Source organism: Planktothrix sp. PCC 11201 (assembly GCF_900009135.1).
Lineage (GTDB): Bacteria > Cyanobacteriota > Cyanobacteriia > Cyanobacteriales > Microcoleaceae > Planktothrix.
This window is the reverse complement of the sequence record NZ_LT797701.1, coordinates 88326-110344: the sequence shown is the minus strand read 5'-3', so window position 1 is coordinate 110344 and position 22019 is coordinate 88326. Positions and strand designations below refer to the sequence as shown.

Sequence of the window (22019 nt, the reverse complement as noted above, 5' to 3'; positions counted from 1 at the left end):
TTTGACTGGTTTTTAAAACCGTTCAGGTTGCAAAATCACAGCTAATAAATAGAGGGCTATGGCTATTGTGACTAAAATTAAAACTCCAATAGCCCAAGCTGCTTTGCGAGTTATTTCTTCTCCCGTTGCTGCATAAATTACGGGGGCAAAGATTAAATTACAAGATAACAGGAAAAACAAAGAAAGGGGTAAAAAGTTGCGTTTACCTTGAGTTTGAATTAGGGAAATTATTCCTTTGAGTTCACTGGGTAATATTGAATTAAAATCGTCTAATGTTTTCATTTTTTACTCCTATTTTTTTTGACCCTAGAAACCTAGTTTATTTTTATATTAAACCAATAACAGCGATTATGCTATCAATCATTTTAATTCCAATAAAGGGTGCAATGATTCCTCCTAATCCATAAATCAAAATATTTTCTCTAAGTAATTGATTTGCACTGACGGGGCGAAACTTAACCCCTTTTAAGGCCAAAGGAATTAAGGCTGGGATAATTAAAGCATTATAAATTAGGGCGGATAAAATAGCTGATTGACTACTCGCTAACCCCATAATATTTAAACTGCCAATACCCGCCGCAGAAAACATCGCTGGAATGATCGCAAAATATTTGGCAATATCATTAGCAAGAGAAAAAGTAGTTAATGCCCCACGGGTAATCAATAATTGCTTACCAATGGTAACTAAATCAATCAATTTTGTGGGATCAGAATCTAAGTCAACCATATTTGCTGCTTCCTTTGCAGCTTGGGTTCCAGAATTCATTGCTAACCCGACATTCGCTTGAGCTAAGGCTGGAGCATCATTGGTTCCATCCCCGGTCATTGCTACTAATTTACCCTGGGATTGTTCCCGTTGAATTACAGCAATTTTATCCTCTGGAGTGGCTTCGGCAATAAAGTCATCTACCCCCGCTTCTTGGGCAATAACTTCCGCCGTAATTCGATTATCTCCCGTTAACATTACGGTTCGGACTCCCATCCGTCGCAGTTGGTCAAAGCGATCTTTAATTCCTGGTTTAATAATATCTTTCAAGTAAATAATTCCATACAATTCACTGTCTTTACAAACGGCTAAAGGTGTACCACCCAAACGGGAAACGCGCTGATAAGCGATATCTAAATCATCCGTTAGTTGACCTCCACGAGAACGAACAAACCCCTTAATGGCATCAACTGCTCCTTTTCTAACTTCACTGTTATCAGGTAAGTTTGTACCACTCATGCGAGTTCTAGCAGAAAACTCAATTCCTTCGGCTAATTCTCGATCAAAATTAACCATCGCCCCCATTTTTTCCGCGAGTCTAACAATTGATTTTCCTTCTGGTGTCTCGTCAAAAATACTAGCCATGAGTGCCACTTTAGCAACGGCTTCTGGAGTATGATTATTAACTGAAATAAACTCCTCAGCCAGTCGATTTCCTAAAGTAATTGTTCCAGTTTTATCCAAGACTAAAGTATTAATATCCCCACAGGCTTCCACCGCCCGCCCTGATGTGGCAACAACATTAAATTGAGCCACTCGATCCATTCCAGCAATTCCAATTGCACTTAATAAACCGCCAATTGTTGTGGGAATTAACGCTACCAATAGGGCAATTAAAATCACAATACTAACTGGAGTTTGAACGTAATTAGCAATGGGTGAAATCGTCGCAACCACAATTAAAAAAACTTCAGTTAATACGGCTAATAAAACCGTTAAGGCAATTTCATTCGGGGTTTTTGTCCGTTCTGCTCCTTCAACTAAAGCAATCATTCGATCTAAAAATCCTTTCCCCTGTTCCGATGTCACCCGCAAGATTAATTCATCAGAAATAATCCGAGTTCCCCCGGTTACAGAACTAGCAACATCACTTCCTGGTTCTTTCAAAACCGGGGCAGATTCTCCCGTAATTGCTGATTCATCAACGGAGGCAACTCCCGCAATCACTTCACCATCCACTGGAATCATATCTCCAGAAATAACTTTAATTTGATCTCCTTTTTTTAACGATGTGGAGCTAATTTCTTCAATCAAACCATCGGGTAATAATTTTCGGGCGGTGGTTTCTGTTTTCGTAGAACGTAAGGAATCTGCTTGGGCTTTTCCCCTTCCTTCTGCGATCGCTTCGGCGAAATTTGCAAACAGAAGGGTTAACAATAAAATCACTGTGACGAGGAAATTAAAAAAGCGATTATTTTCTCCTTGAACGGTTCCAAACAAATTAGGATCAAGAACTAATAAGGCTGTGATTATTGTTCCCAACCAAACGACAAACATCACAGGATTTTTAATCATGTATCGCGGATCGAGTTTGCCAAAAGCATCCCGAAATGCCCGTTGATAAAGTCCTTTAGTATTGACTTTTTTTTGCTTTTTTTGTTGTCGTTTATTTAAGCGAGTTCGCATCATAAAATTGCAGGAGTATTTAAGGAAGAACAGAGAGATTATTTGAAACTAGCAATTTGAAAGGCTTCTGCCACTGGCCCTAATGCTAAAACAGGCAAGAATGTTAAGGCTCCTAAAATCAAAATAACTCCCATTGTAACACTAGTAAATAGGAGAGAATTGGTTTTTAAAGTGCCAGGAGTTTCGGGAACAGGTTGTTTATTTAATAGACTTTCTGCTAACAGTAATAACGCCACAATTGGGATATAACGTCCGGCTAAAAGTACAACGCTGGTACTCAGATTCCACCAGATAGTATTATCCCCTAATCCTTCAAATCCTGAGCCATTATTAGCGGCGGCGGAAGCATATTCATAAATCACTTGGGAAATGCCATGAAATCCCGGGTTTGAAATCCCTGAAAGTTGAGGATAGGCGAGGGTAATAGCACCAGGAATTAGAATGGCAATGGGGTGAACCAGTAAAATTACACTGGCGAGAATAATTTGTTGTTTTTCGATTTTTCGCCCTAGAAATTCTGGAGTTCTACCCACCATTAATCCGGTTAAAAACACTGTTAAAATCAGGAAAATGAATAAGTAGACTGTTCCGGTTCCTTGTCCCCCCCAAACAATTTGTAAAAACAGGTTAAATAAACTTGAAAAACCTCCATTTGGCATAAAGGAATCCAGCATTCCGTTAACAGCACCACACATCGTTCCAGTTGCGGTAACAGCCCACAATGCTGTTCCTGCCCAACCGAACCGGATTTCTTTTCCTTCTAAATTCGGGGCTTGTTGACCGAGAACATGATTAACAATTGGGTTTCCTTGAAATTCCCCCAGGGCGGTAATAATGATAAAGCTAGAATAGATGAAAAATACCATTCCAAACAGTAACCAAGCTTGTTTTTTATCCTGGGTAAAAATTCCAAAGGTATAAATCAAAGCAGCAGGAATACTAACCATTGCTAAGGTTTCTATTAAGTTAGAAAACCCATTGGGATTTTCATAGGGATGGGCTGAATTTGCCCCAAAGAAACCGCCTCCATTTTCTCCGAGTTGTTTAATGATTTCAAAATGGGCAATTGGCCCCCTAGCGATGACTTGGGTTCCTCCGTCTAAGGGTGTAACAATTTGCGACCCAGCTAAGGTTTCAGGCACACCTAATGCTAATAAAATGACTGCACCGATTAAGGAAATAGGTAATAAAATTTGAGTAATAGAACGAATAAAATCAACATAGAAATTTCCTAATGCGCGACCTGTTATTCCTCGAATAAAAGCGATAGAAACCGCTAAACCTGTCGCAGCCGAAGTAAACATTAAAAACCCTAATGCAAGTACCTGGCTGGCATAGCTGAGGGTGTTTTCACCGGAATAATGTTGTTGATCCGTATTGGTTAAAAATGAAATGGTTGTATGTAGGGTTAAATCCCAACGTGGAGGATTTAATTGCATGGGATTTAAGGGTAAAACTCCTTGTAAACTGATGATAAAATAGACAAAAACTCCCATGACTAAGTTGATCAAAAGCATGGCACGAGCATATTGCCAACCTGTCATATCCCTTTGTAAACGAACTCCACTGAGTTTATAAATCAGGTGTTCCAGGGGATTAAGTATGCGGTCAAGAGGGGTCTTTTTCCCTAAGAAAACATCAGCAATATAGGTTCCGAGAATAGGAACAATCGCCACTAATAGTCCCAAAGTTAGGGCAATTTGAAAAAAGCCTTGCCACATAAATTATGATAGAGATTAGCCGTAGAATTTAATTTGATTGTCTGACTTTTTCCAGATAAAACCATCTAACGAAAAGTATAATTTTGAGCAGAACACGATATAAGCCAAAAATATAAGAGATATGTAGCTACTCCTATCTGAGCCAATAAACCCCTTGATATAGATGAGTATAACTAGAGATATATACCAATCCTAAAAAAATCTAGGGGTTGGGTCTCTAAACCTAGGCAGAAATAGGGTTGGGTCTCCTAACCCCTGTGATAAAATATTACAGCGCGGATTGCTATAGTTCACTTTCAACGGTAATTTTAAGCTAGATTAAAAATAGTAATTGATAAATAAATTATGATTTTAAAAAATACTTTAAAAATTCATTGGTTAATTTTAGGATTATTTACGGTGGTAATTTTATTAGAATATATGACCCCCGCAGAATATATTTTTGGTTATCTTTACACAATTACTATTTTATTAGCTCACCCCCGTTTGAATCAGAGGATTACCTTACAAGTGACCGTGGTCGCTTGTTTATTAACGTTATTAAACTTGGTTTTTCCGAATCATGAAATTATCAATTTAGCAACAGTCGGTAATCGAGTAATTGCTGTTTTTGCCTTAATTATTACAGGTTGGTTAAGTGATCGCGCTCGTCGTTATGAAGAAGCGATCGCCCAACAACAAGTTCAACTCCAAGCTCACAGCAAACTTGCCAGTGTTCGAGAAGATTTTGCCTCTACTCTAACCCATGATTTAAAAACACCCCTTTTAGGGGCAATTGAAACTCTAAAATCCTTTCAAAATGGACAATTTGGTGAAATTAATTCGACTCAAGAAAAAATTCTTAATATGATGTTGCGTTCTCACCAAAGCAGCTTACAATTAGTTCAAACTTTATTGGATGTTTACCGCAATGATACTGAGGGATTAAAACTAAATTTAGAACCGATTAATTTGGTCAGAATTGCAGAAGAAGCGATCGCAACTTTAATAGCTTTAGCCACAACCCGGCGCATTTATTTGGGTTTAAGTTATCGGGATTCCAATTTTCGGCGATTTCTCTGGGTAAAAGGCGATCAACTGCAACTTCAGAGGGTTTTTAGCAATTTATTAATTAATGGGATTAATCATTCTCCCCGTGGGGGTCGGGTCGAGGTGATATTGGAGTCTGAAGCTAATTTTCAAGTGGTGAAAATTCGAGATCAGGGTTTAGGAATAACCCCCGCAGAACTCCCCAATTTATTTGAGCGATTCTATCAGGGAAATAGCGATCGCCAAGCCCAAGGCTCAGGATTAGGATTATACTTGACTCGACAAATTATTGAAGCCCATGGGGGTATAATTTGGGCAGAAAACAAAATTCCCAATGGAGCGATATTTTGTTTTCGTCTTCCGGCTTTGGCTCAGGGAGAAATTTAACTGTAACACTTAAAATATTTTGAAAAAAGTTAGTAAAAATGCCATCAAACCTATTAAGAGTTTTATTAGTCGAAGATGATGAATTATTCCGTTTAGGATTAAATATTCGTTTGCAAAAAGAACCAGAAATTAAAATTATTGGAGAAGCGACTGATGGAGAAACAGCTGTTGAATTGACAAATCAATATTTACCCGATGTGGTACTATTAGATGTAGGATTACCGGGAATTGGAGGCGTAGAAGCCTGTCGTCAAATCAAACAAAACCATCCTGAAATTCCGATTTTAGTCCTAACTTCCCATTCCCAAAAAAGCCTAATTGAACGATTAATTAAGGCGGGTGCATCGGGATATTGTTTAAAAGGAATTGAACCAAATTTACTAATTTTAGCTTTATATTCTGTGGCGGCGGGAGCTTTTTGGTGGGATCAAACCGTAACGGCAGAAATTCGGACATTGTTTGATAATATCAAATCAGGAGAAACCCAAAATTCAGCGATCACTGATCATGATTTAACCCACAGGGAACAGGAAATTTTAGCCTTAATTGCCGATGGCAAAACTAATCAAGAAATTGCTAATTTACTTCATATTACATCAGGAACGGTTAGGAGTCATGTTCATGCTATTTTACAAAAGTTAGAGGTACGCGATCGCACCCAAGCCGCCATTTTAGCGATTCAAAAAGGATTAATTTCTAAACCTTCATAATTCCTGATTCAACTGTTATAAAATTTGATTTTTGCCTGTTTTATGATTATTCAGATTCATCTAAACGTTTTTGCCATTCTACATCAATTTTATCAGAATTTTGTTCCTCTTGTTCTAATAAATCCGTTTCAGTTGTATAAGCTAAATCATCTTTATTAATTACATTCTTCTTCGCAAATTGGCGGGCATAATTGAGTTTTTTCTGTATAATTGAATTATCATCATCCAAAATATTAACTCTGTCTTTGCGAGTTGTATTGCGAATATTGATTTTTTGATTTTTCCATTGTACCCAGAAATATCTAATTAAAGGAATCGTCAAAAATACTATACCATAAATCAATAGAACTGGATAAATTACATGAACAAATCCTAAAAATCCGGTTAAATATCCAGCAATCTCAGGGCTTTTCAATAAACTCCCTAACATTAATGCTCCAATTAAATTAACCGAACCTAAACCAATTGCTCCCATAATTTGCCCGGAACTTGCCAAACTAAATCGCCAAGATTTTTCCTTTAAATAAGCAGGAACTGACTGAGAATTAGATGCTTTGGCGGTGATTTGTAATTCCGGGAAATGATAGATTAACTGTCCCTCTGGACTCACCTCCGGTCTACCATCAAATCTAGTTAAAATCGGCAACATATAATCTTCATATTCTTGAGCCATGGAACTGCCAATTTCATCTAAATATGGAGTTACTTGTTCAGCAATAATCGCTCCTTTTTGGTTTTTAATAACTTTTGCAATGGTTTGCCATCGGCGTTCTTCTAAATTATAATTCGGATTCCCGTCTCCAAAAATAAACGAAAAAATAGATTCAAAAAAATTCATCTGTTGCTTTTCGCTACTCTTGGCTTTTTGGCGTTGATAATTATTATTATCGACACTATAAAACCACCGAAAATCAGGCATCAACCAAGCTATCCAAAACCAACTACCACCACTACGATTATTACTGGAACTATTATTATTTTGATTTGAATTAATCACAACTAAAATCGTAATAATAGCAGCGACAATCAGAAGAATCGAGGCAATTAAAATAATTCCAAAGGAAATTCTAATCAGATAAAATAAAACTTTCCAAATCTTATTCCACCAGTCTTTTAACTTTAACTGCCAATATTTATTCCGCAGAATTGCTTGAAAATTGCGAGGAAATTCAAAGGCAATATTTCCTGAATCCGCAACTTGCAAATGACCTCCAGCTTCCGATGCCAGGACTAAAAGTTCCCGTTGGGCAATATTAATATCAATTCCGGCTTGAGTTGCTACATCGCCACTGGTGACCCGATATCCCAGTTTTTCAACAGCATTAATAATACTAGGATTAAGAACCATTGTTGCTCCTATTTAATATTCATAGCCGTAGCCCCTTGAGTATCCAGTTGCAAAACCTTAACTTCTGGGTTTACGCCCTCTTGTTTCCAGGCCATCGTCATCGCTACCGCCACCGCCGGGGCTGATATTTTATCGGTTAAAGCTAATAACGTCGGCCCCGCCCCACTAATAACTAATTCAAAAGCTCCGGCCGTTAATGCCGCCGTGCGCACGGTTTCAAAGCCTTTAATTAAGGATTTTCGATAGGGCTGATGAATTTTGTCCTGGAGAGCCACCCTCAACCAGTCGGGGTTTCCGGTTTCTAAACCTCTAATTAATAATCCCAGATGGGCTGTATTAAAAATCCCATCCGCCCGACTATAGGTTTGGGGGAGAACCTTTCTGGCTTCTGCGGTGGATAATTCAAAATCAGGAATTGCCACCACCGGAACCAGATCAGAATGCCAGGGAATGGGGCAAATTTCCCAGCCGATGCCATTTTCCCCTCTGGATACGGATAATTGACAATGGCCTAGGAGAGCCGGAACCACATTGTCCGGGTGTCCTTCCATTTCAATTGCCAATTGTAAGATATCTCCCTGATTTAAGGGATTTCCGGCTAAGGTATTCGCCCCCACCAGTCCCCCCACAATGGCGGTGGCGGAACTCCCTAAACCCCTGGCTAAAGGAATTCCTAAATCAATCTCGATCTGAACAGGGGGCGGCGTTTGACCCAGATGTTGATAAACCCGAATAAAGGCTTGATAGGCTAAGTTACTTTCATCGGTCTGCACTCCGGCGGCTTCTGTCCCTTGAACCGTAATATTTAAGGTCTCACTTGAAGTATTTTTAAAATTAGAAAAACGCAGCGTATTGTATAGAGTTAAGGCGGCTCCAATACAATCAAACCCTGGCCCCAAGTTGGCCGTTGTTGCGGGAATAGTTACAGTAACAGTGTTAGGCATAAGATTTAAATGTAGTAGGGAATGGGGAATGGGGAATGGGGAATGGGGAATGGGGAATGGGGAATGGGGGAGAAAAGATTTCACCCTCGGGGTTTGGGTATTGCTATATTACCCTGTCTTTCTTTTCCTATTCTGCCCTAGGATTGATCTAAGAGAGCATATTTCAACTGGTTGAATGGATAACACTATGTTACAGCCCATCGAAACCGTAAAACTGTTTAAAAAACAGCCAGAACAATCCTATCTGGCCAATCAAGTGATTTTTGAGGAGGGCGAAACCGGAGATGTTTTGTATGGCATTCTCGAAGGGGAAATCCAATTATGGGTGAATGGGAAAGCGGTGGAAACTCTGACGGCTGGAGATGTCTTTGGGGAGGGTGCTTTAGTTCAACCCGATCACACACGAGCGTCTACGGCGATCGCTAAAACCGATTGTCTTTTAGCCACCATGGATAAATCTCGATTTCTATTTGCCGTTCAGCAAACTCCCATGTTTGCCTTAGAAGTTCTCAAGAGTTATTCCGATCGCTTACGTCGGTTAAAACACTCTATTTAAACCTAATTAATCTAAGTTATTGTCTCTAAATAAGGAGGCTTTAAACAATTTATATTCGGGTTTAACGGAGTGACGTTTTCACAATCGAGTTCTTCTCCCAGATAAATTCCCAGGGATCGGGCGGTTTCCACCCAAAATCCCTGGGGGTCAATGAGTAGGGGACTATCGGCAAATACCTGATCTAAGGGAACAGTGGTAACAGCATTATTATGCCAAGCCACCATCACTCCGTAGGTTTCCTGGGCAATTAAATCCACCGCCACCTTTCCAAAGGCAGTGCCAATTAATCGATCTAAGGCAGAAGGAGCCCCACCCCGTTGAACATGACCTAAGACGGTGACCCGGGCTTCTACCCCCAGATTTTTTTCAATTTCCCCAGTCACATATTCCCCAATTCCCCGCAGTCGGACTTCTCCCAGGGCATCTTTATAGTAGCGACTCTCCCCATCGGCGGTTTTTGCCCCTTCAGCGACTACCACAATGGCGAATTTCCGTCCCCAGAGATTGCGTAACTCGCGAATGCGTTTACAGAGGGTTTTAATTGAGTAGGGAATTTCCGGGATTAAAATGGCATCGGCTCCCCCAACAATTCCCGAATATAGGGCTAAATGTCCGGTTGTCCGTCCCATCACCTCCACCACCATTACCCGGTCATGGCTGGCGGCGGTATAACTCAACCGATCTAAACAGTCTAAAATTGTGGTGACGGCGGAGTTAAAACCCACGGATAATTCGGTATGGGCAACATCATTATCAATGGTTTTGGGGACAGCAACTAAATTCCAATTGCCTTTTTCGGCAAGTTTCTGCAAAATTGCCAGGCTACCATCCCCCCCAATGGCGATCAAAGCATCAAGTCCTAAATCATAATATCCCTGAATAATTTCGTCCGTATTGCCTTCTGTATCTCCCTTGTTAATCGAACCCAAAATGGTTCCACCCATACTTAATAGGGGATCGGTTCCATGCCGTTCTAAACCATAGGAATTTAATACCACACTTTTTCGTTCAATCAGCCCCTGAGTGGCATAGGGAATGCCTCGGACTTCCCAGTTATACTCAGATGTGGCATGATTGACAACGGCCCGAATCACCGCATTGAGACCCGGGCAGTCTCCGCCACTGGTAAGAATGCCAATTCGTTTACGTTTGTTCATTTAAGTTTAAGCCCAATCGTATACCCTTGAATAGTACAGATTTTCGATCAATTTGTTAATACTGTTGGGGATAAAATTAGTCTTTTTTATTCTTTCTTAACGTTCAGTAAAAAAATCAGGAATATCAGCATTTTAAACCTTTAACCTGGGAATAAACTTATGTGAGTTACCCCAAATATCACCTAACTTTGAAAATCACCGAATCAAGATTAAAATTCTAATTTTATTAAAATTACAGAAAGAAAGAAGCTCAACAATCAACACTTATGCTACAGTTTACCACTAGTTGACAGCTTGAGCCATCAAGTCTGTTTAAATTTTGCCTAAAGGAGTTAATAATATGGCGTTAAGAGTAGGAATTAATGGGTTTGGTCGCATTGGTCGTTTGGTGATGCGGTCAGCTATTAATAACCCCGATATTGAGTTTGTGGGGATTAATGATCTCGTTCCTCCCGATAACTTAGCCTATTTGTTCAAATACGACTCGACCCACGGGGTATTTCCGGGCGTCGTGGAAGCCAAGGAAGATGGCATTATTGTTGATGGACATTTTATTCGCTGTACGGCCATCAAAGACCCGACCCAACTCCCCTGGAAAGAAGACAGGGTGGATTATGTGGTCGAGTCTACGGGGTTATTTAGTGACTATGATGGCGCCCACAAACATATTGAAGCCGGGGCTAAACGGGTAATTATTTCCGCGCCCACCAAAGACCCGGAAAAAGTTAAAACTCTGTTAGTTGGGGTGAACCATGAAACCTTTGACCCCGCTTCTGATTTAATTGTTTCTAATGCCAGTTGTACCACCAACTGTTTAGCCCCGGTTGCCAAAGTGATTCAGGATAACTTTGGGTTAGCGGAAGGGTTAATGACCACCATTCACTCCATGACCGCCACCCAACCGACCGTTGATGGCCCCAGTAAGAAAGACTGGCGCGGGGGACGCGGGGCGGCGCAAAATATTATTCCCTCATCTACCGGGGCAGCTAAGGCCGTAACTTTAGTTTTACCTGCACTAAAAGGAAAACTGACGGGAATGGCCTTTCGAGTTCCGACTCCTAATGTTTCTGTGGTTGACCTCACCTTCCGCACGGAAAAAGCCACCAGCTATAAAGAAATCTGTGCGGCGGTGAAAGCGGCGGCTGAAGGCCCGATGAAAGGTGTTTTAGCCTATACTGAAGATGAAGTGGTTTCTTCAGACTTTATTACTAACCCCAATTCTAGTATTTTTGATGCTAAAGCTGGGATAGAACTTAATGCTAATTTCTTTAAAGTTGTGGCTTGGTATGACAATGAATGGGGTTATTCTTGTCGCGTCATTGATTTAATCACGGCAATGGCGAAAAAAGACGGTATTCTTTAATTATTTCTGAACCTCTGTAGAGATACGTTAATGTTGTGTCTCTACAGAGGTTTTGTTCTTATGATCCAGAATTGCGATCGCACCAACACTAACACCAAATTCGACCCCGACGGAAAGGAGCATCAGGTTCTTTTCGGGCTGCAACTTCTTCTTTAACCTTTTGTGACCAGAAACCATAATCCGAAAGTCCGGTCATGAGACAATCTTGTTGAATTTCTTTTTTTTCGGGTTTGCTAATAGATTTAGTCACTTTATTTTCTGCCTTTGGATTTTTTTCCTTGCTCATAATTCCCTTAACTCCTTGTTCAATTTAAGTAAAAACCACAACCTATATTAAAATCCACATCGACAACCTGAAGATTTAAGTTGTTGATAGCTTCGGTTCGCAAAAGCTGCGGGGTCGTTATAATTAGCACCGTGTAATAATTGCAAGCGAATGTGAAGTAATTCTGCCTCTGTTCCGTGAATCACATCCACCGACCGATGGGGATAAATAATATCAGGTCTTTTAACAGGAGGGGAAAGGTTAGGTAATCTCATTTGATTTAATCCTTACTGATTATTTATTTTTAATTCCCCCCTTAATAAGGGGGGTAGGGGGGGTTAATAAGCGCTTGACCAAGAACGAACTTCACCCAAGGTGACAGGAATGGTATCGCTAACATCAATGGTAAAGCGATAGATTTTTTTGGCGCGACGGCTATTTTCCGGGTCAAAGAATTTTAATTTCACATCCCAACAATCGCTATCTAAACGACAGAAAGGACTTTTTTCTACGGTAATACTATCTAATTCATAACCTGCACCCACCGCTTGAGCAAAGGTTTGGGCGGCTTGGAAAGCATTTGTAGAAGCAAAATTTAAAGCTCTGTCTTGAGAGGTTGTACCTAAGTTGCGTAAATCATAATAAATCCGATTTAAGAAGCTGCTTAAGGTGCGGCGAATGGCATCTTCTTGAGCATCACCAGCTTCAGCTTGCACACTTTCAATTGCGGCACTGACTAAGGTATTAACTTTCCAGCCGTATAAACCACGAGTATTATTAATTTCAATTACCGGAACAACTTGTCCTGAGAATAACTTAACACTACGTCCGGTTAAAACACCAGGAATACTAACTCGTTGCACAAATTCGGGATTATTTTCTTCTTGAATTTGCCCGTCTAAAAGTGATTGTAAAACCTCATAAACATCTCGGGAAAAACCGCCTACGGGTTCAATGGCATAAATAGGAGTTAACTCTAAATTAAGTGTCCAAATTAACGCTTTAGCTTCGGGTAAATTTTCTCCTAAATAATCTACCATTTGCCGAGCATCGTAGGGATTAGCAGGAATCATTGTTCCTTCAATACTAACTCCTGGCATCAGTTGTTTAAAGGAATCTCTGCGGGCTTCTGAACCGAAATCATAACCCAAAACACCTAAAGCATAAACTAAGTTTTTGCCTTCGAGTTCGCTGGGGGCTTCACTGGCAGTCACAAAATTTGAGGTACGATTGGACATAACGGGTTGGGTTGTAATTTGTTGAGGGAATGAGGGAATATTAATCGGGGTTTGGGTCGTCACAGAAGCAACTATTTCATCGGGGTTTATTTCCGATGCGGGTTGTAGTTCACTATCAAGTTCAGACTCGTTAATTTGAGTCTCTTGGCAACCACAACCAGAAGCCTCTACGCTTTCTAATTCTAATCCTTCGGACATGGTTTCTCCTGTTAAGTATTCTATCGCATCAAGGATGTTTAATTTTCCCATTAAACAACGACTTAAATCATCGGTATCTTTGGGATTACAGGGTGTAGCACTTTGCAAAAGGGCATTTTTAACTTGTAGAGATAGCCAAAGGTTTAAGAGCCGCAGGTGAGAGAATTTCCTCTAGCAATTTGCGGACTTTTATTTGTTGAAATTCCTCTCTTTTAACTTCAGGATAAAGCTCTATAGCACTGCGACCATCTAAATAAAAATCAAATCCAAAAAATTCTCTCTATGATAGAGGAATGTGGGTTATTAAATAAAGTATTTACTCTCGATGCTCTCCATTGTAGTAAGGGAACAACTCAGGCAATAATTGAGAGCAAAAATGATTATTTAATTACGGTAAAAGGCAATCAAATGAAATTGCACAAGCAGATAAAAAAAATTAGCAAAAGTTGAAAAGCCTTTAACAGTATATGAAGAAAAAGATTTTAGTCATGGACGAAATATTAGCAGAAAAGTATCGGTATTTGATAGCCAAAATGTGAATCATAAAAATTATCCTCATCTTCAAAGTTTTATTGAGGTAGAAAGAACAGGTTTTCGGGGTGATCAAGAATATAATCAAACCTTATATTATATTAGTAGTCAGAAATTAAGTGCGAAAACATTTGCAGAAAAAATTAAAGCACATTGGTTAATTGAAAATCAAGTACATTGGGTCAAAGATGTAAATTTTAATGAAGATAAATCAGGAATAAAAGGGATAGACGTAGCGGGGAAATTCTCGTTATTAGTAACATTAGTTTTGAATATATACAGAAGTTTGGGTTTTAGTTCAATAAAAGAGGGACAGTCATGGTTGGGAAATAATTGGGAAAAGATTTAAGTGATCGCTTAAATTAATTGAGTTTTTAAAACTATTTTCTTAAAAAAAATCAAAAACATTTAATAATAAATAGCCATAAAGTCTTATCAATCAAGACAATGGCTATTTTTTGCTGTCAATAAATATCAAAATTGTTCATTCTTAATATTTCTAACTTATCTGATTAAAATTAGAGGTAATTTGACCGGAAAACTTGATGATTTTTTTTGAAGATAGCGATCGCATTTTGGAAAATGAAAACGCCCTGCTTATTAAGGGGGATTTAGGGGGATCTGGGGTGAAAATCGGGTTTTAAGGTTAAAATTTACAGAAACAATTGCAGAAATCGCCCCGACAATGATATAATTTTATCTAAGATTGCAAACCCTAAACTTATGGCTAATTGTCCCATCTGTCAAACAGAATATACAGAAAATCAAGTTAGCTTCTGTACAACTTGTGGATGGGATTTAACGCCCTATCCCGTGACTTTCCTTGGACATATCCCTAATGAATTTATTGCTAAGGAAAAAGCTAAATTCAATTGGGCAAAACAGGCATGGTTAAAATTAACAACCCTGCAAGATCAACTAAATCAACAACAACTTGCTGCTCAACAACAGTTAACCGAACTTCTGGATAAATTTGATCAATTTTCCCAAGTTCCCAGCCAACAGTTGACAGAATCTATCTCTACTCTCACCCAACAGTTAACAATAATTCAACAACAACTGACCACCGCAACCGCAGAACGTCAGGAACTCCAAACCCAAGTTAATCAGTTAAACCAATCTCAAATAGAATATCAGGAAAAATTAGCCCAAGAAATCGTAACCCCGCAAACCTTACTCAATTTTTTTACCCCCATTAATGAACAGTTAACGGCGATTCAAACCCAACTCGAAGCTGCTAAAATAGAAGAACCAATTCCCGAACCTCCCCCGTCTTTAAAGATAAAACTGCAAGAATTTAGTTTTGTAGCACTTACCGTTAATCGTCATGGACAAATTATTAATTCTCAAGCCCAAAAAGCCCAAGAATTTCTGGAAGATTTAGGCAACAATATCATTTTAGAAATGGTGTCTATTCCCGGTGGGACGTTCTTGATGGGTGCACCCGAGGGGGAAGGAAGTGCTGACGAAAAACCCCAACATCAAGTTACCGTTTCAGCTTTTTTGATGGGCAAATATCCTATTACTCAAGCCCAATGGAAACGGGTTGCTAACTTACCGAAAGTTCGCCGTGACCTAAAACCAGACCCTTCTAAATTTAAAGGCGATCGCCGACCTGTAGAAAATGTAAACTGGTATGATGCCGTAGAATTTTGTGCTAGACTATATAAAGACACAGGAACAGCCTATCGCTTACCCAGTGAGGCGGAATGGGAATATGCCTGTCGCGCTGGAACTACATCGCCGTTCTACTTTGGGGAAACGATCACCAGTCAGTTGGCCAACTATAACGGCAGCATCATCTATGCCAGCGAACCCCCGGGGCAATATCGCAAGCAAACTAATCCCGTCGGGGAGTTTTCCCCCAATGCCTTTGGGTTGTGTGACCTCCATGGCAATGTTTGGGAATGGTGCGCCGATCCTTGGCATGACAGCTATGCTGATGCGCCAATTCTAGGGAAAGTTTGGGATAATCTACATGAGAATGATAATCGTTATCAAGTTTACAGCGTTGAAAATTTAGTCAACTATTATTTATTGGATTACGGAAGAATTCGTTGTTTGCGGGGCGGTTCGTGGTACTCCGATCCCGATCTCTGCCGTTCTGCTAATCGTAACTGGAACCATCCCGACTACTGCTTCAACGTCTGCGGGTTTCGGGTTGCCTCCTGCTTTGCTGGCTAGGATTCGTAGGGGCGGGTTCGAGTTAACCTTGAATACTCACAAATAATTTGTCTAAACCCGCCCCTGACTCAGAAATAATTTATCTAAACCCGCCCCTGACTCACCCCAAAATTGAATCAGTAATTTAAAATTCATGGCGGGGTCGGGCGGGTTTATAATAGTTATCGCTGAGAATTATAAATTGGTACGGAACCCGCCCCTACGGGTTGTATTGTTAGCCTGTGCTGCCTCACGCTAGATTGGTATTTACAACTGATCGATTGTCACCAACCCGCCTTCTGTAAATTGAATGACGAGTTCTTGCTCATCCAATAAAGCAGTTCCAAGCAAGGGTCGTCTCCCTGTAGCAATAACCAGGACTTCTCGTTCTTCACCATCCCACAGGACGGTGGCTTCGTGAATTGGCAGCAGGACTTCACTGTTATCTGCCAAGTTTGCAGGAGTATCGTGTCTGAAGGGTAAGCCCATCAATGAAACCGCTTCTATTGGAAGACACAGTTCTCCTGTAAAACCTGTATCTATAACAAACTCAATGGGTATGCTTGAGCCATTTGGCAACAAAAACGTCAGCGCGACAGTTGGATGTCTATCTGTCACGATTCCAGAAATCACTGATAGACACGCTCCATGACACCACCAAATGAAACAGCAACGTTGTAGCCGATGCGAATACCAAAGAGGCGGGCGTTTGGGTGCTTTTTGCTAAGGTTGCGTGATGCTTGCAACCCAGTTTTATCGACCTCATAATCACCGGTTTCAATGTCGATGATCACCATTTTGCCAAGGTTTTCGTCGATATCGACCTGTTGACGGATTCCGCACTCGTACAGTTGCTTTGCACGTCGCGCAACTTCTTCACGGCTTAGAAGGATCGCTTGCATGGGTTGACTCCCGATCGCTACACTATCTGTTTGAGATTCTCCATAATATAACATATAAGGAATATTTGATCACCCGTAGGGGCGGGTTCGAGTTAACCTTGAATACTCAGAAATAATTTATCTAAACCCGCCCCTGACCCTACCCCAAAATTTCATCAGCAATTGAAAATTCATGGTGGGTTTGGGCGGGTTTATGATAGTTATTGGTGGGAAACATAAATTTGTACGGAACCCGCCCCTACGGGTTTATTAATATATTCATCCCTAATAATATGACTGTTGAACGAATTACCTCATGGTTAAATTTAGATTCAGGCGATCGCTTTTTTATCTTCTACGGAACTAATACTAGCGATACTTTCTGCACTCCAGATTTATTATTACAAGATATCGAACAGGTTTTACATCGTTATTTACAATCCCAAGGTTATCAAAGAATCCTGTTTTATTCAGGAGTGGAAAAACTGTATTTCTTAGATAAAGTATCCCGCGATCGCTGTCTTCCCCAAACTCAATCTAACAATAATTCTGCCCCTTGTCAAGAACTTAGATTTTCCGGTTCATTAGGAAGAAAACGGGGATTATTAGGGCGACAAACTCCCGCACCAACAGTCGCACCCCAACCAACAACCAGCAATGCTCCAACTCGATTACAAGATGTTAATATTCTGCCTATTTTTGAAACTGTCATGCAGGATATTAACCAAAAATCCGTAATTATTTTTACTAATACGGAAGATTTAGGACAATTTGCTAATCACCGCGAACTATTTGGGCGGTTTGTTAATTGGTTACGTTTACCTCCGCAGAATTGTAACCTGTGTATTTTTATTTCTCACCATGAAACTATTGCCAAATTGCAAGAATATTGCGATCGCATTGGTTTCACTCTCCTGTCTAATTATATCAGAAACCGAGATAATTCTACAACTCAATCCCTAAATTTAGTTCGCCTCTCCTCTCCCGATATTCAAGAAATTAATAACTTACAACAGTATTTTCGGTTACAGGAACAAAAAACCCTAGTTTGGAAAAATCTTAATCAACTCTCCCAATGGATATCGGCGGAAAACCAATCTCTAAAGACTTGGTATCATCGGTTTAAAATTGTTCCTGAAATTTCCCTCACTCAAGCAAAAGCAAAGCGTTGGTTTGTTGCGGATATTAGCACCCAACCCGCTTTAGAAAGGTTAAATCAAATGATTGGTTTATCGAGTGTCAAAACCTTAATTAGTCAACAAATACCCCAGCTAATTGTACAACAACAACGTCAAAAACAAGGACAACAAACCGACCCACCCCGTCTCCATTTAATCTTTACCGGAAATCCGGGTACAGGGAAAACCACCGTAGCGGGATTAATTGGGGAAATATATCGAGATTTAGGATTATTAAAACGGGGTCATGTTCGAGAAGTTGCTAAACAGGATTTAGTCGCTGGATATATAGGACAAACCCCAATTGAGACCAATGAAGTGATTGATCAAGCCTTAGATGGGGTATTATTTATTGATGAAGCTTATACCTTAAGTCAAGGGGGAAATAATGATTTTGGTCAGGAAGCGATTGATACTTTGCTAAAAAGAATGGAAGATGAACGTCATCGACTGGCGGTAATTATTGCGGGATATCCTGATAATATTAATGAATTTTTAGAAAGTAATCCAGGGTTAAAACGTCGCTTACCAACTACGATTATTTTTGAAGATTATACTCCCTCGGAATTGTTGGCTATTTTTCAACAACGGTTATCACGGTTACAGTGTTCGATGACACCGGAATTAGAATTAGCTTTAGTTAGTTTATTTACGGATTTATATAGACGAAGGGATCAGAATTTTGGCAATGCGGGGGTGGTGGAAAATTTATTTGACAAAATGGATCAATTGCGTTCTCAGCGTGTAATTCAGCAGAATTTAGAACCGTTACAAGAACCTTTTCAACTTCAAGATTTACCCCCAGAATATCGCCAAGAATCTCGAAAAAATGAGCAGGTTTTACAGGAGTTATTACAACAATTAGATCGATTAACCGGATTAGATTCTGTGAAACAGAATATCAAAGAAATTGTTAATGAACAATTAGCCAATCAACAATTAAGAGAAGCGGGAATTTCTATTCATGAAGGTCAGCAAACTCGCCATCTATTATTTACAGGAAATCCAGGGACGGGAAAAACAACGGTAGCGCGATTAATTGGGCAAATTTTTAAGGCGTTGGGACTATTAGAAAAAGGGCATTTTATTGAAGCAAATCGCAGTAATTTAGTCGCCGGATATATAGGACAAACGACCTTAAAAACGAAAGAAGTTATTGAATCTGCCCTAGATGGGGTATTATTTATTGATGAAGCTTATGCGTTAAGTCGGAGTGATGCGGGTCAAGATTTTGGAAAAGAAGCGATTGATACGTTAGTACCCATGATGGAAAATGAACGCGATCGCCTAATTGTTATTTTAGCAGGATATACCCTAGAAATGCAAGGGTTTATGAATGCAAATTCAGGGATTAAATCTCGAATTGGTAATATTATTGAATTTCCCGATTATACCGGAGAAGAATTGCATCAAATTTGTTTAGGAATGGGTCAGCAAGGGGGGTGGATAGTTACCCCAGAAGTATCAGCAAGATTGTTAATAATATTTAGAGATATGTATGAAAATCGAGGGCGAAATTTTGGCAATGGTCGAGAGGTAAGAAACCTTTATGAAAAAATGGTACAACGTCTCAAAAGTAGGATTGTTAGAGAGCATTTATCCGGGGAAGGAATGAGAACTTTTAGATTAGAAGATATTCCCAATTAACAAGGGATAATGGTGCGTACGCGGAGCTTACAAACCCTACTTTGTGGCGGTATCAATGGCGGTTTTAAACTGATTAGAAAAATTAACAGGGGGAACACCAACCATTAAGGCGTCATTGGGGCGCAGATGAATTTCAACATCTCGCTGACGCTGTGTAAATAAACTTGCTTCGGGTAAATGACGAGGGGTTAAAAAATGTACGACTTGATTTGATGAACCTCGCCAACCTTGATTATCATTAAATTCAGGAAGATATTGTCCATCAATTAAAACATCAATTAAGGTTAAAATCTCATCAATAGCGGGGTTGTTTTGGGCTTGGAGTTGTGTTAAAGTAAACCCAGTAAAACAAATAATAGAAATATCCCGTTGTTGACGCAAATTATGAAATAATTCACTCAATGCGACGGCTTGTAACATGGGTTCACCGCCGGAAACCGTTAACCCTTCTGTACCCGGAATTGATAATATATAATTAGCTAATTGTTTCGGATGAATTTCTGTGGCTTGTGTCTGGGGTATCCACTCAGGAGACACACAACCGCGACAGTTAAAACAACATCCCTGCACCCAAATTACAGACCGTTGACCAGGGCCAAGGGTACGGGTTGCAGGGCAAATTTCAGCAATATTAAGTAAGGTCATTTTAGGAATAGGGAGCAGTCAAAAACTTTTGATTATGAACTATTATAACTATGGAGAGAGTGCTGATGACACTGCAAGAATTACAAAACCAAGCATTGCAATTACCAATTAGCGATCGCTGGCAGTTAGTCCAGTCTGTTTTAACCTCAATTCAACAAGAAACCCTGTTATCTATTTCTCCGACTCCAAGCGTTGAATTTATCACCGCTCTTGATCCTTGGACTCAAAGTTTGATCGGTGTAATTAAACTCAATGCAGATGATTCTATTGAGTCCTATAGCACTACGCATTATAGTTAGGACATTTCTAAATCCTGAAATTTCTTTACCGCTTACTGTTCCCTGTTCCCTAGTGCTATATTAAAAAGTAAAGCGGATTTTTTGTTGTATCTGTTCTTGTTTTTGTCGAGATGTTGATAATTCTTGGTCAATTTCTACTAAAGTTTCCTGTACAGTTTTGAGCAGATGATCGATTTTTTGACAATTCACAGGTAAGAGTTTTCCTAATACCGCATTGGTTTGATAATGACTATTTAAAATTGTGATTAATTCCTGGTTTATCGTTTGATAAGTTTCAAAATCGGTTTGAGTTTGTTGGATTTGTTGTTGCACTTGGGTATAGGTTTCTTGTTGTTGAATGAGTTGTTGTTTCTGGGTTTCTAAATTAGCTAATTCTTCGGCGAGCGCTTCTGATAATCGTTGACGTTGAAGTTGGGTTAAGCTGATTAATTCTGATACGGAATTGCGGGTATTTTGTTCTAAATGGTTTTGTCGAGATTGCCAATAGTTGATTTCCTCTTTTAATAAGGTTTGTTGCTGTTGTAAGGCGGTAATTTGTTCGTCTAATTCAGCTTTTTGTTGGCACAAATCGGTGAGAATTTGTTGTTGGGGTTCTAGTTGGGTGGCTTTTTCTGCAATAGTTTTCCTGAGTTGTTCTAAGTTAGTGGTTTGTAGTTCTGCTTCTAGGGTAGTTAACTGTTGAATCTTAGATTTTAAGGTTTTTAATTCCTGATTTTCTTGACAAATTTGTTGCTCTTGTGATAGAATTAAACTAGATGATTTTAATAGTTCTGATTTTTCAGTAATTAGGGTTTTTAAAGATTGATTGCGATCGCTAATTCTTTGCTTCAGGTTCGCAGAAATTGGAAAAGAATCTAGTAGAGGTTGCCAAGAGTTGAGCAGTTTGAATTGAGTTCCCAGGGTTTTAGAAAGAGCGATCGCCCAAGATTCTAAAGTTTCCGGTTCCGTTTCTGATAAATGTTTTAATACTTCAGGGGTAAAAGTTGATGCACAGGTTTGAGTGATAGCATCTATTAACTCAAAGGGTAAACAAATCGTTTCAAATTCCACTAAACTTTGACAGTTTTGAATTTGTTTAATCAGATTCAGAATTTCTGGATTTTGCCGCATGATTTTTTATTGTTATGATTAATCTTAGGGAGAAAAATTTTTATAGAAACCGGGTTTCTATTCAGAAATTATTCCATCAATTAAAACATGACCAGGGAACATCTCAGAAACAACATTTCCCAAGGGATATTCTAATCGATTTCCGCTCCTGAGTTCTTCGAGAACTAAATAAGCAATTTGAGATCGATCTACTTTCATTCCGATTCGATATTTAGCATCAGGTGAACAATAGGGTAACTCAATCATATCAGGAAGGG

The 22019-nt window shown here is 39.5% G+C and carries 21 protein-coding genes and 2 pseudogenes; 8 read left to right on the top strand and 15 right to left on the bottom strand.

What is annotated here, in order from left to right; translation table 11 throughout:
• Positions 1-12: 12 nt before the first annotated feature.
• The 3 genes from PL11201_RS10810 to kdpA are packed head-to-tail and all read right to left on the bottom strand — an operon-like array spanning position 13 to position 4113.
• The gene (locus tag PL11201_RS10810; RefSeq protein ID WP_079678595.1) at positions 13-282 is read right to left on the bottom strand and encodes a potassium-transporting ATPase subunit F; all 270 of its coding nucleotides are present in this window, start codon (positions 280-282) and stop codon (positions 13-15) included.
• 43 nt (positions 283-325) lie between these two features.
• Positions 326-2392 (bottom strand): potassium-transporting ATPase subunit KdpB, encoded by a 2067-nt coding sequence (kdpB, locus tag PL11201_RS10805; RefSeq protein ID WP_200816770.1) that lies wholly within the window; start codon positions 2390-2392, stop codon positions 326-328.
• A 38-nt stretch (positions 2393-2430) separates the two neighbouring features.
• Positions 2431-4113 (bottom strand): potassium-transporting ATPase subunit KdpA, encoded by a 1683-nt coding sequence (gene kdpA / locus PL11201_RS10800; RefSeq protein ID WP_079678592.1) that lies wholly within the window; start codon positions 4111-4113, stop codon positions 2431-2433.
• A 345-nt stretch (positions 4114-4458) separates the two neighbouring features.
• Here kdpA and PL11201_RS10795 point away from each other — a divergent pair, with 345 nt between their 5' ends.
• Together PL11201_RS10795 and PL11201_RS10790 are read left to right on the top strand one after the other, a co-directional pair.
• Entirely contained in the window at positions 4459-5529 is a 1071-nt protein-coding gene (locus PL11201_RS10795) for a sensor histidine kinase (RefSeq protein WP_079678590.1), read from the top strand.
• Between the two features lie 38 nt (positions 5530-5567).
• Entirely contained in the window at positions 5568-6239 is a 672-nt protein-coding gene (locus PL11201_RS10790) for a response regulator (protein WP_079678588.1), read from the top strand.
• 46 nt (positions 6240-6285) lie between these two features.
• Here PL11201_RS10790 and PL11201_RS10785 read toward each other — a convergent pair whose 3' ends face one another.
• Together PL11201_RS10785 and thrB are read right to left on the bottom strand one after the other, a co-directional pair.
• Complete coding sequence (locus PL11201_RS10785; protein ID WP_079678587.1) at positions 6286-7587, bottom strand: CrcB family protein; 1302 nt, start codon at positions 7585-7587, stop codon at positions 6286-6288.
• Positions 7588-7595: 8 nt separating this feature from the next.
• The gene (gene thrB / locus PL11201_RS10780; protein ID WP_079678585.1) at positions 7596-8531 is read right to left on the bottom strand and encodes a homoserine kinase; all 936 of its coding nucleotides are present in this window, start codon (positions 8529-8531) and stop codon (positions 7596-7598) included.
• A 175-nt stretch (positions 8532-8706) separates the two neighbouring features.
• Here thrB and PL11201_RS10775 point away from each other — a divergent pair, with 175 nt between their 5' ends.
• Complete coding sequence (locus tag PL11201_RS10775; RefSeq protein WP_339394359.1) at positions 8707-9087, top strand: cyclic nucleotide-binding domain-containing protein; 381 nt, start codon at positions 8707-8709, stop codon at positions 9085-9087.
• An 11-nt stretch (positions 9088-9098) separates the two neighbouring features.
• Here the strand turns inward: PL11201_RS10775 and PL11201_RS10770 are convergent, their stop codons facing one another.
• Entirely contained in the window at positions 9099-10244 is a 1146-nt protein-coding gene (locus tag PL11201_RS10770; protein ID WP_079678582.1) for an ATP-dependent 6-phosphofructokinase, read from the bottom strand.
• Positions 10245-10584: 340 nt separating this feature from the next.
• On the opposite strand from PL11201_RS10770, the gene gap reads away from it, so the two are divergent.
• The gene (gap, locus tag PL11201_RS10765) at positions 10585-11607 is read left to right on the top strand and encodes a type I glyceraldehyde-3-phosphate dehydrogenase (RefSeq protein WP_079678580.1); all 1023 of its coding nucleotides are present in this window, start codon (positions 10585-10587) and stop codon (positions 11605-11607) included.
• 88 nt (positions 11608-11695) lie between these two features.
• On the opposite strand, the gene PL11201_RS10760 is transcribed toward gap, so the two are convergent.
• The 4 genes and pseudogenes from PL11201_RS10760 to PL11201_RS27500 all read right to left on the bottom strand — a co-directional run bounded on the left by PL11201_RS10760 (position 11696) and on the right by PL11201_RS27500 (position 13543).
• On the bottom strand, positions 11696-11893 hold the full coding sequence (locus PL11201_RS10760) for a cyanobactin biosynthesis PatC/TenC/TruC family protein (RefSeq protein ID WP_079678530.1): 198 nt from the start codon (positions 11891-11893) through the stop codon (positions 11696-11698).
• Positions 11894-11940: 47 nt separating this feature from the next.
• On the bottom strand, positions 11941-12147 hold the full coding sequence (locus tag PL11201_RS10755; protein ID WP_079678578.1) for a cyanobactin biosynthesis system PatB/AcyB/McaB family protein: 207 nt from the start codon (positions 12145-12147) through the stop codon (positions 11941-11943).
• Between the two features lie 63 nt (positions 12148-12210).
• Positions 12211-13434, bottom strand: a pseudogene (locus PL11201_RS10750) (PatA/PatG family cyanobactin maturation protease); the annotation flags it as partial.
• Positions 13427-13543, bottom strand: coding sequence for a hypothetical protein (locus PL11201_RS27500; protein ID WP_369821840.1), 117 nt, complete (start codon positions 13541-13543; stop codon positions 13427-13429). The gene PL11201_RS27500 and the pseudogene PL11201_RS10750, both read right to left, overlap by 8 nt.
• A gap of 225 nt (positions 13544-13768) precedes the next feature.
• Between PL11201_RS27500 and PL11201_RS10745 the strand changes: the two are divergent.
• Both PL11201_RS10745 and PL11201_RS10740 read left to right on the top strand, forming a co-directional pair.
• Positions 13769-14188: pseudogene (locus PL11201_RS10745) on the top strand (ISAs1 family transposase); the annotation flags it as partial.
• Positions 14189-14562: 374 nt separating this feature from the next.
• On the top strand, positions 14563-16023 hold the full coding sequence (locus tag PL11201_RS10740) for a formylglycine-generating enzyme family protein (RefSeq protein ID WP_079678572.1): 1461 nt from the start codon (positions 14563-14565) through the stop codon (positions 16021-16023).
• A 246-nt stretch (positions 16024-16269) separates the two neighbouring features.
• On the opposite strand, the gene PL11201_RS10735 is transcribed toward PL11201_RS10740, so the two are convergent.
• Both PL11201_RS10735 and PL11201_RS10730 read right to left on the bottom strand, forming a co-directional pair.
• Entirely contained in the window at positions 16270-16635 is a 366-nt protein-coding gene (locus PL11201_RS10735) for a clan AA aspartic protease (RefSeq protein ID WP_079678570.1), read from the bottom strand.
• Positions 16632-16904 (bottom strand): hypothetical protein, encoded by a 273-nt coding sequence (locus PL11201_RS10730; protein WP_079679558.1) that lies wholly within the window; start codon positions 16902-16904, stop codon positions 16632-16634. The genes PL11201_RS10735 and PL11201_RS10730 overlap by 4 nt, the downstream gene beginning before the upstream one ends.
• A 272-nt stretch (positions 16905-17176) precedes the next feature.
• Here PL11201_RS10730 and PL11201_RS10725 point away from each other — a divergent pair, with 272 nt between their 5' ends.
• A complete protein-coding gene (locus tag PL11201_RS10725) occupies positions 17177-19708 on the top strand; it encodes an AAA family ATPase (protein WP_079678568.1) in 2532 nt (843 codons plus the stop codon).
• Between the two features lie 36 nt (positions 19709-19744).
• Here the strand turns inward: PL11201_RS10725 and PL11201_RS10720 are convergent, their stop codons facing one another.
• Positions 19745-20353, bottom strand: coding sequence for a 4Fe-4S single cluster domain-containing protein (locus tag PL11201_RS10720; RefSeq protein ID WP_079678566.1), 609 nt, complete (start codon positions 20351-20353; stop codon positions 19745-19747).
• A gap of 65 nt (positions 20354-20418) precedes the next feature.
• On the opposite strand from PL11201_RS10720, the gene PL11201_RS10715 reads away from it, so the two are divergent.
• A complete protein-coding gene (locus PL11201_RS10715; RefSeq protein ID WP_079678565.1) occupies positions 20419-20652 on the top strand; it encodes a hypothetical protein in 234 nt (77 codons plus the stop codon).
• Positions 20653-20712: 60 nt separating this feature from the next.
• Here PL11201_RS10715 and PL11201_RS10710 read toward each other — a convergent pair whose 3' ends face one another.
• Both PL11201_RS10710 and PL11201_RS10705 read right to left on the bottom strand, forming a co-directional pair.
• Positions 20713-21762, bottom strand: a complete 1050-nt coding sequence (locus PL11201_RS10710) for a coiled-coil domain-containing protein (protein ID WP_079678563.1) — start codon at positions 21760-21762, stop codon at positions 20713-20715.
• A gap of 57 nt (positions 21763-21819) precedes the next feature.
• Entirely contained in the window at positions 21820-22008 is a 189-nt protein-coding gene (locus tag PL11201_RS10705; protein WP_079678561.1) for a hypothetical protein, read from the bottom strand.
• Between the last annotated feature and the right edge of the window lie 11 nt (positions 22009-22019).